16 protein-coding genes, 1 pseudogene and 1 riboswitch are annotated in these 13,193 nt (G+C 72.4%); of the genes and pseudogenes, 4 read left to right on the top strand and 13 right to left on the bottom strand.

Going from position 1 to position 13,193, the window contains the following annotated elements:
* Nucleotides 1-52: 52 nt before the first annotated feature.
* Nucleotides 53-379 (bottom strand): hypothetical protein, encoded by a 327-nt coding sequence (locus tag ABZU74_RS28635; RefSeq protein ID WP_355430118.1) that lies wholly within the window; start codon nucleotides 377-379, stop codon nucleotides 53-55.
* A 153-nt stretch (nucleotides 380-532) separates the two neighbouring features.
* Between ABZU74_RS28635 and ABZU74_RS28630 the strand changes: the two genes are divergently transcribed.
* The 3 genes from ABZU74_RS28630 (at nucleotide 533) to ABZU74_RS28620 (ending at nucleotide 2,697) form a co-directional block, all read left to right on the top strand.
* A complete protein-coding gene (locus ABZU74_RS28630) occupies nucleotides 533-1,264 on the top strand; it encodes a histidine phosphatase family protein (RefSeq protein ID WP_355430115.1) in 732 nt (243 codons plus the stop codon).
* Nucleotides 1,248-2,117, top strand: coding sequence for an NAD(P)H-hydrate dehydratase (locus tag ABZU74_RS28625; protein WP_355430112.1), 870 nt, complete (start codon nucleotides 1,248-1,250; stop codon nucleotides 2,115-2,117). The genes ABZU74_RS28630 and ABZU74_RS28625 overlap by 17 nt, the downstream gene beginning before the upstream one ends.
* A gap of 79 nt (nucleotides 2,118-2,196) precedes the next feature.
* Nucleotides 2,197-2,697 (top strand): hemerythrin domain-containing protein, encoded by a 501-nt coding sequence (locus ABZU74_RS28620; RefSeq protein ID WP_355430110.1) that lies wholly within the window; start codon nucleotides 2,197-2,199, stop codon nucleotides 2,695-2,697.
* 61 nt (nucleotides 2,698-2,758) lie between these two features.
* Here ABZU74_RS28620 and ABZU74_RS28615 read toward each other — a convergent pair whose 3' ends face one another.
* The gene (locus ABZU74_RS28615) at nucleotides 2,759-2,992 is read right to left on the bottom strand and encodes an SDR family NAD(P)-dependent oxidoreductase (RefSeq protein ID WP_355430107.1); all 234 of its coding nucleotides are present in this window, start codon (nucleotides 2,990-2,992) and stop codon (nucleotides 2,759-2,761) included.
* A 148-nt stretch (nucleotides 2,993-3,140) separates the two neighbouring features.
* Nucleotides 3,141-3,230, top strand: a riboswitch (ZMP/ZTP riboswitch).
* A gap of 19 nt (nucleotides 3,231-3,249) precedes the next feature.
* Between ABZU74_RS28615 and ABZU74_RS28610 the strand changes: the two genes are divergently transcribed.
* On the top strand, nucleotides 3,250-4,686 hold the full coding sequence (locus ABZU74_RS28610; RefSeq protein WP_355430104.1) for a glycine hydroxymethyltransferase: 1,437 nt from the start codon (nucleotides 3,250-3,252) through the stop codon (nucleotides 4,684-4,686).
* Between the two features lie 140 nt (nucleotides 4,687-4,826).
* On the opposite strand, the gene ABZU74_RS28605 is transcribed toward ABZU74_RS28610, so the two are convergent.
* The 11 genes and pseudogenes from ABZU74_RS28605 to ABZU74_RS28555 form a co-directional block, all read right to left on the bottom strand.
* Nucleotides 4,827-5,087 carry a hypothetical protein gene (locus ABZU74_RS28605; RefSeq protein ID WP_091397680.1) on the bottom strand — a complete coding sequence of 87 codons (261 nt, stop codon included), beginning with the start codon at nucleotides 5,085-5,087 and terminating at the stop codon, nucleotides 4,827-4,829.
* Nucleotides 5,088-5,154: 67 nt separating this feature from the next.
* Nucleotides 5,155-5,316: pseudogene (locus ABZU74_RS28600) on the bottom strand (PLP-dependent aminotransferase family protein); the annotation flags it as partial.
* Between the two features lie 10 nt (nucleotides 5,317-5,326).
* Nucleotides 5,327-6,430, bottom strand: coding sequence for an alpha-hydroxy acid oxidase (locus ABZU74_RS28595; RefSeq protein WP_355430101.1), 1,104 nt, complete (start codon nucleotides 6,428-6,430; stop codon nucleotides 5,327-5,329).
* Between the two features lie 27 nt (nucleotides 6,431-6,457).
* On the bottom strand, nucleotides 6,458-7,030 hold the full coding sequence (locus tag ABZU74_RS28590) for a dihydrofolate reductase family protein (protein ID WP_355430098.1): 573 nt from the start codon (nucleotides 7,028-7,030) through the stop codon (nucleotides 6,458-6,460).
* Nucleotides 7,017-7,547 (bottom strand): DUF6597 domain-containing transcriptional factor, encoded by a 531-nt coding sequence (locus ABZU74_RS28585; protein WP_355430095.1) that lies wholly within the window; start codon nucleotides 7,545-7,547, stop codon nucleotides 7,017-7,019. Before ABZU74_RS28585 ends, ABZU74_RS28590 begins: the two co-directional genes overlap by 14 nt.
* Nucleotides 7,548-7,631: 84 nt before the next feature.
* Nucleotides 7,632-7,949, bottom strand: a complete 318-nt coding sequence (locus ABZU74_RS28580; RefSeq protein WP_328654343.1) for an antibiotic biosynthesis monooxygenase family protein — start codon at nucleotides 7,947-7,949, stop codon at nucleotides 7,632-7,634.
* A complete protein-coding gene (locus tag ABZU74_RS28575; protein ID WP_355430092.1) occupies nucleotides 7,946-9,202 on the bottom strand; it encodes a beta-ketoacyl synthase N-terminal-like domain-containing protein in 1,257 nt (418 codons plus the stop codon). Before ABZU74_RS28575 ends, ABZU74_RS28580 begins: the two co-directional genes overlap by 4 nt.
* Nucleotides 9,203-9,278: 76 nt before the next feature.
* Complete coding sequence (locus ABZU74_RS28570) at nucleotides 9,279-10,553, bottom strand: beta-ketoacyl-[acyl-carrier-protein] synthase family protein (protein WP_355430089.1); 1,275 nt, start codon at nucleotides 10,551-10,553, stop codon at nucleotides 9,279-9,281.
* 55 nt (nucleotides 10,554-10,608) lie between these two features.
* Nucleotides 10,609-11,013, bottom strand: a complete 405-nt coding sequence (locus ABZU74_RS28565; protein WP_355430087.1) for a cupin domain-containing protein — start codon at nucleotides 11,011-11,013, stop codon at nucleotides 10,609-10,611.
* Entirely contained in the window at nucleotides 11,006-11,761 is a 756-nt protein-coding gene (locus ABZU74_RS28560; protein WP_355430084.1) for an SRPBCC family protein, read from the bottom strand. The genes ABZU74_RS28565 and ABZU74_RS28560 overlap by 8 nt, the downstream gene beginning before the upstream one ends.
* Nucleotides 11,758-13,188, bottom strand: coding sequence for an acetyl-CoA carboxylase biotin carboxylase subunit (locus tag ABZU74_RS28555; RefSeq protein ID WP_355430081.1), 1,431 nt, complete (start codon nucleotides 13,186-13,188; stop codon nucleotides 11,758-11,760). The genes ABZU74_RS28560 and ABZU74_RS28555 overlap by 4 nt, the downstream gene beginning before the upstream one ends.
* Nucleotides 13,189-13,193 lie beyond the last annotated feature (5 nt).

Raw genomic sequence — 13,193 nt, 5'->3', positions numbered from 1 at the left:
CGTGCGGCGCGGCGGCGGAACTGTCCGGCGACGGCGGGGCTCGCGCGCCCGGTCAGGTGATCAGCAGCACGCCGACCACGATCATTGGCAGCCCGACGAAGAGGAAGAGGCCGACGCCGGTGAGCACCTGGCCACCGCCGGCCGTCTCGCGCTCCGGTGCGGCGCCGAAGGTGGCGCGCGGGCCGAGCATGCCCATCCGGCTCAGCGTCAGGTCGCCCGTCACGCCGATGAGCCCGCCCACCACGACCAGGCCGATGCCCAGCCGGTTGGTGTAGGCACCGCCGGCGATCGCCACCCAGATCGCTGCCGCGACGGCGACCAGCACCCCGGCCATCACGAACATCAGAAACGCTTCCCGCAGACCTCGCACGACGGTCACCGTCGACACCCCCGTTGGCTGTCGAACACATTGTTCCGCATCAACCCGTCGCGGCGCTGCCCCAAAGGACGGCCGCGACCTGCACGGTCGTCAGGCGGCGGGCGATCGGCGGGGCCACGGTTACCGCGGCGGGCACCCGGGTAGGGGGTCGGCATGGCGGAACTGGCGACGCTCTGGATCATCCGGCACGGTGAGAGCACCGCGAACGTGGCGGCGACGCACGCCGAGGCGACCGGTGAGGAGTTGATCGGCCTCAGGCACCGCGACGCCGACGTGCCGCTCTCCCCCACCGGGGAGGAGCAGGCCCGGGCCACCGGTCGTTGGCTGGCCGGGCTTCCCCCGGACCGTCGGCCGGACGTCGCGGTGGTCTCGCCGTACCTGCGGGCAGTCTCCACCGCCGAGTTGGCACTGGACGGCACCGACATCCCGGTGAGCCGGGACGAGCGGCTGCGCGACCGGGAGCTGGGCATCCTCGACGGGCTGACCGGCCACGGGGTACGTCAGCGGTACCCGGACGAGGCCGCGCGCCGGGAACGACTCGGCAAGTTCTACTACCGGCCGCCGGGCGGAGAGTCCTGGACGGACGTGGCGCTGCGGTTGCGCACGCTCCTCGGCGACCTGCGCCGAGACCACGAGGGCCAGCGTGTTCTGCTCTTCGGCCACGACGCGCTGGTCTTTCTGCTGCGCTACCTGGTGGAAGGGCTGACCGAGACGGACCTGATGGCGCTGACCCGCCAGCACGTGATCGCCAACTGCTCCATCACCGACTGGTCCGCCGACGCGGAGCACCGGCTGACGCTTGATGGCTTCAACGAGGTCGGCCACCTGCACCGACAGGGCGCCCAGCCGACCAGGGAGGACGAGATCCATGCCGAGCCGGTCTGAGGTGAAGGTAATCACCCCGGCGTTGCTGCGGGACTGGGCACTGCCGGTGCCGGTCGGTGGGAAGGAGAGCCGGGGCACAGTCCTGGTGGTCGGCGGTTCCCGCTTCACGCCGGGCGCGGTGCTGCTCGCCGGGGTGGCCGCGTTGCGCGCCGGCGCCGGGGTGCTCCAGCTGGCCGCCGCCGAGTCCACCGCCGCCGCGCTGAGCATCCAGGTGCCCGAGGCGCTGGTGGTCGGTCTGCCGGAGACCACCGACGGCGCGGTGGCCGCCGACCGGGACGGCCAACTCGGTGAGCTGGTCGGGCAGGCCGACGTGGTGACGCTCGGCCCCGGGTTGAAGGCGATCGACGAGACGAACCGCCTGCTGGGCCTGGTCCTGGAGGCGGCGCGGCCGGACACGTCGCTGGTGCTCGACGCGTACGCCCTCGGTGCGCTCAGCCACGCACCGGACCTGCTCGTCGGCTCGGGTCGGCCCGTGGTGCTCACCCCCAACGTCACCGAGGCCGGGCACCTGCTCGGGCGGGAACCGGGCGACGACCTGGACGCCGAGGCGGCCGAGTTGGCCGCCCGGTACGAGGCGGTCGTGTCGCTGTACGGGCACGTGGCCGCCCCGGACGGGCGGGGTTGGCGGGAGGAGAGCGGCGACGCCGGGCTGGGCACCTCCGGCAGCGGGGACGTGCTCGCCGGGTTGCTGGCGGGGCTGCTGTCTCGGGGGGCCGACCCGGCGCAGGCGGCCTGCTGGGGTTCGTTCGCGCACTCGGTGAGCGGCCAACGACTGATCCCCCGCTACGGCCGGATCGGTTTTCTGGCCCGGGAGTTGCTCGACGAGATCCCCCGCACACTGGCCATGGTCTGAGGCGGTTTCATTTGTTTCCGCATTCGACGTCGGGGTACCGGATCCACACCAGAAGAGACTGTTCAGGGAGGTCATACCGGTGTCGACCGATGCCATCGTCCTGCTCAAAGAGGACCACAAGGAAATGCGCCGCCTGTTCAAGGCCTTCCAGGACGCTGAGGAGGGGCCGGCGAGCCAGCGGCAGAAGCTGGTGGACCAGATCCTGGAGGCGCTGACGGTGCACACCTATCTGGAGAATGAGGTGATGTACCCGGAGGTCCGTCGGCTGCTGCCCGACCTGGAGGACGACATCCTCGAGTCGTACGAGGAACACCACGTCGCCGACGTGCTCTGCGCCGAGCTGGCCAGCATGACCGCCGACGACGAGCGGTTCAACGCCAAGACGACAGTGCTGATCGAGAACGTCACCCACCACGTCGAGGAGGAAGAGGAGGAGTGGTTCCCCAAGGTCCGCGACGCGCTGGGCCGCAAGCAGCTCCAGGAGATCGGCGAGAAGATGATCGCGCTGCGGGCGGACGCGCCGCGTACCCCCACCGCCCCGAAGGCGATCAAGAAGGCGGTCGATGCGGTGACGGCCTGAGGCGCCCGCTCACACCGAAGGGCCCGGCGTCGTGCCGGGCCCTTCGTCGTGCGCCACGGGGTCAGCTGCCCGATCCGGGCTCGCCCATCCGGCGGTGCTGCTCGGACTTGAGCTTGTCCGGGATGATCTTGCCGGCGGCGGTCTGCACCTTGTTCATCAGCGAGCCGGCAGCGTCCTCGGCCGCGATGACCAGGTCGAAGCCGTGCTCGACGAACTGCGCCGCCAGCTCGTACCCGATCCCGCTGGAGGCCCCGGTCACCAGGGCGAGCGGCCGGTCGGAGGTGGGTGTGGTCATGATGGTGACTCCTTTTGTGCGGACCCGCACCGCACCGCGGCGGTGCGGTGGACACCTACCGAGTGCCCCGCGACGGACCGCCCAATCACATCGGCGGGGTCGCCTCCCGGAGGGCGGCCCGAACGGCCGGGCCCGGCCCGGTAGGATCGGCGCGGGCCGTTACTGGCGCGTGGGGATGGAGAACCATCGGGGAGCGGCCTCGTCACGTGGACGTTTGCCGAGCGCCTGGGCCTTCCCGCACGTCTGTTGGAGGTCGCATGTCCCGCAACGCCGAATCCACCGCATTCCGGAGTGCCCTTGAGGTGATCCGGGCTGTCGAGCCGCGGGTCGCCGACGCCATCGGCGCCGAGCTGACCGACCAACGAGAGTCGCTCAAGCTGATCGCCAGCGAAAACTACGCCTCCCCCGCGACCCTGCTGGCCATGGGCAACTGGTTCAGCGACAAGTACGCCGAGGGCACCGTCGGCCGTCGCTTCTACGCCGGCTGCCAGAACGTCGACACCGTCGAGGCGCTCGCCGCCGAGCACGCCCGGGAGCTGTTCGGCGCCGCGCACGCGTACGTGCAGCCGCACTCGGGCATCGACGCCAACCTGGTCGCGTTCTGGGCGGTGTTGGCCGACCGGGTGGAGTCCCCCGCCCTGAAGAAGGCCCAGGTCCGTCAGGTCAACGACCTCACCGAGGCCGACTGGTTCGCGCTGCGCCGCGAGCTGGGCAACCAGCGGATGCTCGGCATGTCGCTGGACGCCGGCGGCCACCTCACCCACGGTTTCCGGCCGAACATCTCCGGCAAGATGTTCGACCAGCGCAGCTACGGCACCGACCCGGCGACCGGTCTGATCGACTACGACCGGGTGGCCGAGGCCGCCCGCGAGTTCAAGCCGCTGATCCTGGTCGGCGGCTACTCCGCGTACCCCCGGAAGGTGAACTTCCGGATCCTGCGCGAGATCGCCGACTCGGTCGGCGCCACCTTCATGGTCGACATGGCGCACTTCGCGGGTCTGGTGGCCGGCAAGGTGTTCACCGGCGACTTCGACCCGGTGCCGCACGCGCACATCGTCACGACCACCACGCACAAGTCGTTGCGCGGCCCGCGCGGCGGCATGGTGCTCTGCCAGCCGGAGCTGGCCGACCAGGTGGACCGGGGCTGCCCGATGGTGCTCGGCGGTCCGCTGCCGCACGTGATGGCGGCGAAGGCGGTCGCGCTCGCCGAGGCCCGCCGGCCCGACTTCGCCGACTACGCCCAGCGGATCGTCGACAACGCGCAGGCGCTCGCCGAGGGGCTGCTGCGCCGGGGCGCGAAGCTGGTCACCGGTGGCACCGACAACCACCTGGTGCTGATCGACGTGTCCGGCTACGGGCTCACCGGTCGGCAGGCCGAGCAGGCGCTGCTCGACTCGGGCATCGTCACCAACCGCAACTCGGTCCCCCAGGACCCGAACGGGGCCTGGTACACGTCCGGGATCCGGGTCGGCACCCCGGCGCTGACCACCCGGGGCCTCGGCACCGCCGAGATGGACCAGACCGCCGAGCTGATCCACACCGTGCTGACCCAGACCACCGCCGGCGCCAACGCCGACGGCACCCCGTCGAAGGCGAAGTACACCCTGGACCCGGGCCTGGCCGACAAGGTCGCCCGGCAGGCCACCGACCTGCTGGCCACGCACCCTCTCTACCCCGGCATCGACCTGGCCTGAGCGGCGGAACTCCTGACGGCAACGCCGCCGGTGGCGTCCGCTCGGACGAGCGACATACCTCCACGTCACAGTTATGACGGAGGTATGTCGCCCACTCGGGAAGTGCCACCGGCGGCGGGGCCGGCGCGGGCCGGTGACCTTCAGGCCATCGGGCGCTTCAGGTGGTAGCGATGGACTTCGGTGCTGCCCTGGACGTTGTTGACGTCCTCGGCGGCGGACACCAGCTCCCACCCCTCCCGGCCGGCGCGGTTGAGGTGCGCGATCGCGGTGTCGCCGTAGGCGGTGATGTCCTTGCGTGACCCGTCCGGCGCGTACCAGACGAACGAGACGTGAAAATTGCGGCCCTGTCCCTGATAGCGACGGACGAGCAGGGCGTACTCCCAGGCAACCATGCGGCTTATTATGACCGTCCACCCAGGACGACGGCACGCGGGTCGTCGCGCATTGCCATCCGATGAACGCGGTGTGTCAACCCACCCGACGGGTCACCTCGTCGGCGGTCAGCGCCGCGAGGCGATCGAGCCCGACGTCGATCTGCTCCGGTGTGACCGCACTGACCGACAACCGCAACGCGTGGACCGGCGCGGCGTCGTCGTAGACGTGCGCCATCGGAACCCCGTGGTCCCGCGCCGGCCACCCCTCAGCCCACCCCGAGGGTGCGCAGCGAGCCGGCCGCCACCGGATCGGCGCAGCCGGCCAGGGTGAGCGCGTCGGCCACCTCGGCGGCGAGCAGCGCCAACGCGTCCCGGGCCGCTGGTTCGCCACCGGCGGCCAGCGCCCAGAGCAGCGGCCGACCGACGAGCACCCCGGCCGCGCCCAACGCCAGCGCCCGCAGCACGTCGGTGCCGCCGCGGATGCCGCTGTCCAGCAGCACCTGGCAGCCGTCCCCGACCGCGCCGACGACCTCCGGCAGCATGGTGACGCTCGCCGGGGCGCCGTCCAGTTGCCGCCCGCCGTGGTTGGAGACGACCACCGCGTCCGCGCCGACCCGTACCGCCTCGGTCGCGTCGCGCGGGTCCAGCAGCCCCTTGACCACCAGCGGCAGGCCGACCTGCTCGCGCAGCCACGCCAGGTCCGCCCAGCGCAGCGCCGGCGCGAACGACGCGGCGGTGTGCGCGGCGGTCGCGGACACCCCGGGGGCACCGGAGTGCGCCAACGCGTCCCGACCGTCGGGAAGGTTCGCGGCGACCACCTCCGCCGGCAACCGGAACGTGTTGCGCAGGTCCCGGGGACGTCGGCCGAGCACCGGGACGTCCACGGTGACCACCAGCGCCCGGCAGCCGGCCGCGACGACCCGGTCCAGCAGGTCGCGTACGAGAGCCCGGTCGCGCAGCCAGTAGAGCTGGAACCAGACGTCCGCGCCCACCCCGGTGACCTGTTCGATGGGGGTGCTGCCCAGCGTGCTCGCCAGGTACGGGATCCCGGCCGCACCGGCAGCCGCCGCCAGGCCCAACTCCCCGTCCGGGTGCACCAGCCGCTGGTACGCCATCGGCGCCACCCCGACCGGCATGGCGTACCGACGGCCGAGCAGGTGGGTGCCGAGGTCGACAGTGTCCACCCCGCGCAGCACCCGGGGCAGCACCGCCACCCGGTCCAACGCGTGACGGTTCGCGGCGAGGGTCACCTCGGACGCGCTGCCGCCGGCCAGGTAGTCCCACACGTCCGGCGGCAGCACGGCCCGGGCCCGCTCGGCGTAGTCGGCGAGCGACACGGCCGGCATGTCGGCCGGCACCCGTTCACCCATCGCCCACCCCCTGCCCGTTCAGGTCGGTCAACGGCGCACCCGACAGCGCAGGTGAAGCACCCAGTTTCCCTGAATCACCACGTCAGGATCCTCCAACAGGTGCTGCCCGTAGACCGACCCGAAGTAGCGCTTGCCGGAGCCGAACACGACGGGTACGACGTCCATGCGCACCTCGTCGACCAGGCCCGCCGCAAGGACCTGGCCACCGACGTCGCCAGCGGCGACCTCGACGATGCGGTCACCCGCAAGCTCCTGTGCCGTGGCCACGGCTGCCTCGACGCCGTCGACGAAGTGAAACGGCGCCTCGGGGTCCCAGCCCTCGGGCGCCGGCCGGTGCGTCACGACGACCACGTGGTCGATCCCGCTCGGAGGCTTGCCGTCCCAGCCGTCCGTCATGTCGAAGACGTGACGGCCGACGATTGTCACCCCGATCTGGTCCCAGTACGGCCGGGTGTAGTCGTAGGACGCCTGGGACACCTTCAGCGCGCCACTGGAGTCCAACGGGACGTCACCGCTGGACAACCAGTCGAACAGCGGGCCGGGCTGGTCGTTCTCGTCCGCGACGAAGCCGTCCACCGACACCAGGTCACCGATCGTCATCGCCCCGCTGGTCGCCGCGATGACGCTGCTCGTCTGGCGGACCAGCCCCAGGCCGGCCGGTCTCGCACAGCCGCCGCATCAGCTCCTCCTCGAGCAGCGTCAGCATCTCGTGCGGCCCGTCCGCCGTGGCCAGCCGGTCCCGCAGCTCAGCGACGGCGGGCCGGCCCCACACCTGCTCCAGCGTCACCGGCCGGTCACACAGCTCGGCCAAGGGCATCGGCAGGAACGGCGCCAGGCCCCACGGCTTGACGTGCGCGCCGACGGACCGGGGCGGGCGTGGGTAGCCGAACTCGAACGCGCGGGTGGGCGTGGTGACCACGCAGCCGTCGGCGTACTCGGCCGCCTCGATGTCGGTGCCGGCGCGGATGCGGAACGGCGCCCCGAGGTTCACGATGAGCAAGGCCGCCGGCATCGGCGGCAGCGTCAGCCGGCCGTACGGCGACGCACCCGCCAGGTAGTAGAGGTCGTCGATCAGCCCGTCCAGCGGCGGTCGCGGCACTCTGGACACGTACTCCACGCCCACAGCATCGCCGACGCCCCGCCGGCATCGCGTGCCGAGGCGCGCCCCGGCAAGCGCGATCATCCCGGCAAGCGCGGGTCGTCAGGCCAGCGCCGGCGTCTGCGCGTGGATGTGGAACCGCAGCGAACGGGCGTCGGTGAAGCACTCCCGCATCGGGCGCACCAACTCCCGGTGCTCCGGGCTGCGTTCCCAGTCCTCGAAGTCGGCCAGGCTCGCCCACTCACTGGTGATCAACCACTGCTCCGGGTCGGTCGACGAACGGCACACCTGGTCGACCAGGTGCCCCGGCACCCCACCGGCGACCAGGTGCCGCACCTGCTCGTACGCGGCGAGGAACTGCTCGGTGCGCGGCACCGGCACCCGTACCAGGAAGACCACCCGGGCCCGTTTGTCGCTCATGACGCCTCTCCCCTCATCGGCGCGGCCCCACGCAGGACCAGCGCGCTGTTGAACCCGTCGAAGCCCCGCGCGCAGACCAGCGCGAGCCGGCTGCGCGGCCGACGGTGCTCGCGCAGGAAGTCCAACTCGCAGCCCTCGGCCACCTCGTCCGGCCCCGCCGAGGCGGGCAGCGTGTCGTGGGCGAAGGCGAGCAGCGCGGTGGCCACGTCCAACGCCGAGCCGCCCTGGTACGCCCGACCGGTAAGCGGTTTCTGCGTGGTCACCGGGGGCGGACGGTCGGCGAACACGGCCCGCAGCGCCTCGGCCTCGCTGCGGTCGTAGCGGGGCACCCCAAGCGCGTCGGGCAGCACCACGTCGATGCCGGCCGCGGCGACGCCCGCCCGGTCCATGGCCAGCCGCATCGCCCGCGCGTACTGCGCCGGGTCACCGGCGCTCTCCGCAGTGGTGTGCGCGGCGTCGTGGGTGGAGCCCCACCCGCTCACCTCGCCGTAGACCCGGGCGCCCCGGGCCAGGGCGTGCCCCAACTCCTCCACCACGAACACCGCTCCCCCCTCGGCCGGCAGGTAGCCGCTGGCCGTGGCGTCGAACGGCCGGTACGCCCGCTCCGGGTCGGCGACGTCACTGAGCAGCCCCGAACGCAGCTGGCAGGCGAGCGCGTACGGACTCAACGGGCACTCGGTGGCCCCGGCGATCACCACCGGGGTGCCCCGGCGCACCGCGCGGGCGGCGTGCGCCAAGCTGTCCAGCCCGCCGGCCGACTCCGCGACCAGCACCCCACTCGGGCCCTTGAACTGGTGGTGGATGGAGAGCTGCCCGACGCTGGCCGCGTAGAACCAGGCGATCGACTGGTACGCCCCGACCGTCCGGGACGTGCCGCCCCACAGTCGTTGCAGCTCCCGCTGACCGAACAGGTTGCCCCCGGACGAGCTGGCCAGGGTCACCGCGTAGCCGTACGGGTCGGGGGCCCGGTCGGGCAGACCGGCGTCGGCCAACGCCAGCCGGGTGGCGGCGAAGCCGAGGTGCGTCCACCTGTCGGTCTGCACCAGTTGTCGACTGTCGGCGTAGGAGTCGGCGGTGAAGCCGGGCACCTCGCCACCGAATCGGGTCGGATAGCCGGACGGGTCGAACAATGTGATCGGCCCGGTCCGGCGGGTACCGGCGAGGACCGTGCGCCAGTGGGCGTCCGCGCCGACGCCGCTCGGCGCGACCACCCCGATGCCGGTCACCACGGCGCGAGCGACGTCGGCGCTCACGCCAGCACTCCGCTTCGCTCCGCGTCGGCGCGAGACGCCACGCTGCTGTGCCTGATGGCTCGCTCGCTACGCTCGCTCACGCCGCCACCGCGCCGAGCATCCGCCGGAAGACCATCGCCGACTGGAAGCCGCCGAACCCGCTGCCCACCGAGAGGGCGACGTCCACCGGAACCTCCCGCGCCTCGTTGGGTACGTAGTCCAGGTCGCACTCCGGGTCCCGGGTGCTCCAGTTCGCCGTCGGCGGCACCACGCCGAACTCGATGGCGAGGGCGCAGGCGGCCATCTCGATCGACCCGATCGCGCCGAGCGAGTGCCCGACCATCGACTTGATCGAGCTGATCGGCACCCGGTACGCGGCCTGGCCCAGCGCCCGCTTGAACGCGGCCGTCTCGTGCCGGTCGTTCTGCCGGGTGCCCGAGCCGTGCGCGCTGATGTAGGAGACCTGCTCGGGCAGGATCCGGCCCTGCTTGAGCGCGTCGGTGACGGCGAGGCCCATCTCCAGCCCGTCCGGCCGCAGCCCGGTCATGTGGAAACCGTTGCTGCGGCTGGCGTAGCCGGCCACCTCGCAGTAGACGTGCGCGCCCCGCCGCCGGGCGTGCCCGGCCTCCTCCAGCACCAGCACCGCCCCGCCCTCGGCCAGCACGAACCCGTGCCGGTCGGCGTCGAACGGGCGGGACGCGTGGGCCGGGTCGTCGTTGTCCGGGCTGGTCGCCTTGATTGCGTCGAACGAGGCGACGGTGACAGGTGAGATCGGCGAGTCGGACGCACCGGCCAGCATCACGTCCGCCTCACCGTCCACGATCATCTGATGGGCGTACCCGATGGCGTCGATGCCGGAGGTGCAGCCGGTGGAAACCACCTGCGCCGGGCCGTGCAACCCGTGTCGGCAGGCCACGTCCGCCGCGAGGCTGCTGGGCACCAACGCCTGATAGAGGTACGGGCCACCGCGCGCCCCGTCCACCAGCCAACGCCTGCCGTGGTCGCTCACTGTGACGTACTCCTGCTCCAACGCCATCGTGCCGCCGACCGCCGTGCCCAGCACCACACCGGCCCGGTCCCGTTCCGCGTCGGTGAGCACCAGCTGGGCGTCGGCCACCGCCTCGGCGGAGCAGGCCAGCGCGAACTGCACGTACCGGTCGGCCCGGCGTCGCTCGGCCTCACTGAGCCCCGCCGCGACCGGGTCGAAGTCGCACTCAGCGGCGATCTGGGACCGGAACGCCGACGGGTCGAAGAAGCTGATCCGCCGGGTTGCGGTCCGCCCCTCGGTGATGGTCTTCCAGAAGCGGTCCCGGCTGGCGCCGCCCGGGGCGACCACCCCGATCCCGGTCACCACCGTGCGGCGCCTGGTCATCGCGCCACCTCTGTTCGCGACTGCGGGGCTCGCAAACCCGGCTCACTCCTCGCGCTCACGACGTGCCCCGCTGTTCGACCAGTTCGGTGTCGACGTGGCCCAGCTCGGGCCGGGGGGCGAGCGGGCCCAGGTGGAAGACCACCTCGGCCGGTTCGACGCCGGTGTTGCGCAGCCGGTGCCGCACGTTCACCGGCACGAACAGCCCCTCGCCGGCGGCCAGCAGCGTCGGCTGGTCGTCCAGGTCGACGGTGATCGCGCCCCGCACCAGGTACAGGAACTCCTCGCTGTACGGGTGGTAGTGCTCGGCGATCCGCTCCCCCGGCTCGAGGGTGGCCACCCCGAGGAAACCCGAGGCGCTGCCGACGGTGCGGGGGCCGAGCAGCACCCGCAGTTCGCCGCCGCGACGGCGGTCGGCGGGTACGTCCCGGGCGGCGATCGGGCGGGTGCTCAGGTCACTCATCGTCGGCCTCCGTCGGGGCGGCGCTGGCGGTCGTGCTGCCCTGGTCGGCGCGCTGCCAAGCGATCCGCTCCAACCTGTCCTTGATCACCGCGAGTTGGATCACGCTGTTGGTGTTGATCCGCTCGGTCATCGCGGCGTTGTCGACAGGCGCTGTGGGCTTCATCGCGAAGTCCTGCGTCCAGGTCATCCGGGTGCCGCCGGCCTCCTCGGTGTAGCGCCAGTGGATGCGCATGTACTCGAACGGCCCGGTCTCCACCCGGTGCGCCCGGACCTGCCTGCTCACCGGGTCGGCGGTGCGCTCGCTGACCCAGCTCCACGACACCCCGTTCTCGTCGGGGTACATGGTGAGCCTGAACCGCACCGTGTGTCCCTCGCGGTGCAGGATCTCCACCACCGCGTACTCGGTGAACAGTTCGGTCCAGTTCGCCACGTCGTTGGTGACCTCCCAGACCAGGCCCAGCGGCGCGTCGATGACCACGCTGTTCTCGGTGTGCCCGGGCGGGTCGGCGCGGCGGGCGACCAGGTCCGCCACCGCCGGGATGCTCAACTGCCCGGCCTGCTCGGGGATGTTCACCTGCCAGCGGTCGGCGACGACCGCGGAGAGCTCCAACAGGGCGAGCGAGTCCATGCCCAGCTCCTCCAGCGACGCGGCGGGCGCCCGGGCCGCGGCGTCGGCGTCCAGCCCGCAGTGCGCCACCAGGATGTCGGTGATCTCGGCGGTCATCGGGCGACCATGGGTGACGGTCATCGGGTCCTCCTGTGGGTTGCGTCGGGATCTGCGGCAGGCGCGGTGCGCGGTGCGGGGGTGGCCGCCGGCCCCCGCACGGGCGGGGCGAGCAGACGGTCGACCAGGCCGGTGGTGTAGCGGCCCTTGCGGAATGCGGCGTCGTCGAGCACCCGCCGGACGAACGGGATGGTGGTGTGCACGCCCGGACCGGCGACGTCGAACTCGTCCAGCGCCCGTTCCAACCGGTTGAGGGCCAACTCCCGGTCGGGCGCCCAGACGATCACCTTGGCCAGCAGCGAGTCGTACCAGGGCCCGATCAGGTAACCGGCGCTGGCGTGGGTGTCCACCCGGGTGAACGGGCCGCCGGGTGGGGTGAACCGCTCCAACCTCCCGGGGGTGGGGGCGAAGCCGCGCTCGGGGTCCTCGGTGTTGACCCGGCACTCCACCGCGACACCGTGCAGGCGGATCTCCTCCTGCCGCCAGCGCAGCGGCACCCCGGCGGCGATGTGCAGTTGCTCGTGCACCAGGTCGATCCCGGTGACCATCTCGGTGACCGGGTGCTCCACCTGAATCCGGCAGTTGATCTCCAGGAAGTGGAACTTCTCCTCGGCGTCGACCAGGAACTCCAGGGTGCCGGCACCAACGAAGCCGACCTGGAGCGCGCCGCGCAGGGCAGTCTCGGCGATGGTGTCGAGAACGGCTGCGGGCAGCGCCGGGGCGGGCGCCTCCTCAACCAGCTTCTGGTGCCGGCGCTGCACCGAGCAGTCCCGGGTGCCCAGGTGCACCCCGTTGCCGTGAGCGTCGCAGAGCACCTGCACCTCGACGTGCCGCGCCTCGGTGAGGTACCGCTCGACGTACACCCGGTCGTCGCCGAAGGCGGCCTGCGCGGCGGCCCGCGTGCGCCCGTACGCCCGGCGCAGCTCGCCCGGGGTGCGCACCACCGTCATCCCCCGGCCCCCGCCCCCGGCGGCGGCCTTCACGATCACCGGGTAACCGACGGCCTCGGCCACCTCGGCCGCCGCGGCGGCGGTCGGCACCGGCGCGACACTGCCCGGCGACAGCGGCAGGCCGGCGCGGCTCATCAGTGCCCGCGCCGAGGACTTGTCGGCCAGCGCGGCCATCACCGCCGGCGGTGGGCCGATGAACGTCAGCCCGTTGTCGGCGCAGATCTCGGCGAAGTCGGCGTCCTCGGAGAGGAAGCCGTAGCCGGGGTGTACGGCCTGCGCGCCCACCTGCCGGGCCGCCTCCACGATGGCGGCGGCGTTGAGGTAGCTGCGCCGACTTGATGCCGGCCCGATCCGGACGGCCTGGTCGGCGAGGCGGACCACCGCCGAGTCGGCGTCGGCGGCGGAATAGACCACGGCCGTTCGGACGCCGAGCTCCTTACAGGCGCGCAGCACCCGCAGCGCGATCTCGCCCCGGTTGGCGATCAGCACGGTCTCGAACATGGTCA

It is taken from the genome of Micromonospora sp. NPDC005171, from assembly GCF_040608575.1.
Classification (GTDB): domain Bacteria; phylum Actinomycetota; class Actinomycetes; order Mycobacteriales; family Micromonosporaceae; genus Micromonospora.
Note: the sequence above shows the minus strand (reverse complement) of the source record. Positions and strands in the feature narration are given on the sequence as shown.

Bases quoted from the DNA above. Each gene is read 5' to 3' on its own strand.
- ABZU74_RS28610 (WP_355430104.1), top strand. From the start codon at position 3,250: ATGTCCCGCAACGCCGAATCCACCGCATTCCGGAGTGCCCTTGAGGTG.
- ABZU74_RS28590 (WP_355430098.1), bottom strand. From the start codon at position 7,030: ATGACGATCGGTGACCTGGTGTCGGTGGACGGCTTCGTCGCGGACGAG.
- ABZU74_RS28625 (WP_355430112.1), top strand. From the start codon at position 1,248: ATGCCGAGCCGGTCTGAGGTGAAGGTAATCACCCCGGCGTTGCTGCGG.
- ABZU74_RS28580 (WP_328654343.1), bottom strand. From the start codon at position 7,949: ATGAGCGACAAACGGGCCCGGGTGGTCTTCCTGGTACGGGTGCCGGTG.
- ABZU74_RS28615 (WP_355430107.1), bottom strand. From the start codon at position 2,992: ATGACCACACCCACCTCCGACCGGCCGCTCGCCCTGGTGACCGGGGCC.
- ABZU74_RS28555 (WP_355430081.1), bottom strand. From the start codon at position 13,188: ATGTTCGAGACCGTGCTGATCGCCAACCGGGGCGAGATCGCGCTGCGG.
- ABZU74_RS28565 (WP_355430087.1), bottom strand. From the start codon at position 11,013: ATGAGTGACCTGAGCACCCGCCCGATCGCCGCCCGGGACGTACCCGCC.
- ABZU74_RS28570 (WP_355430089.1), bottom strand. From the start codon at position 10,553: ATGACCAGGCGCCGCACGGTGGTGACCGGGATCGGGGTGGTCGCCCCG.
- ABZU74_RS28595 (WP_355430101.1), bottom strand. From the start codon at position 6,430: ATGGGTGAACGGGTGCCGGCCGACATGCCGGCCGTGTCGCTCGCCGAC.
- ABZU74_RS28560 (WP_355430084.1), bottom strand. From the start codon at position 11,761: ATGACCGTCACCCATGGTCGCCCGATGACCGCCGAGATCACCGACATC.
- ABZU74_RS28630 (WP_355430115.1), top strand. From the start codon at position 533: ATGGCGGAACTGGCGACGCTCTGGATCATCCGGCACGGTGAGAGCACC.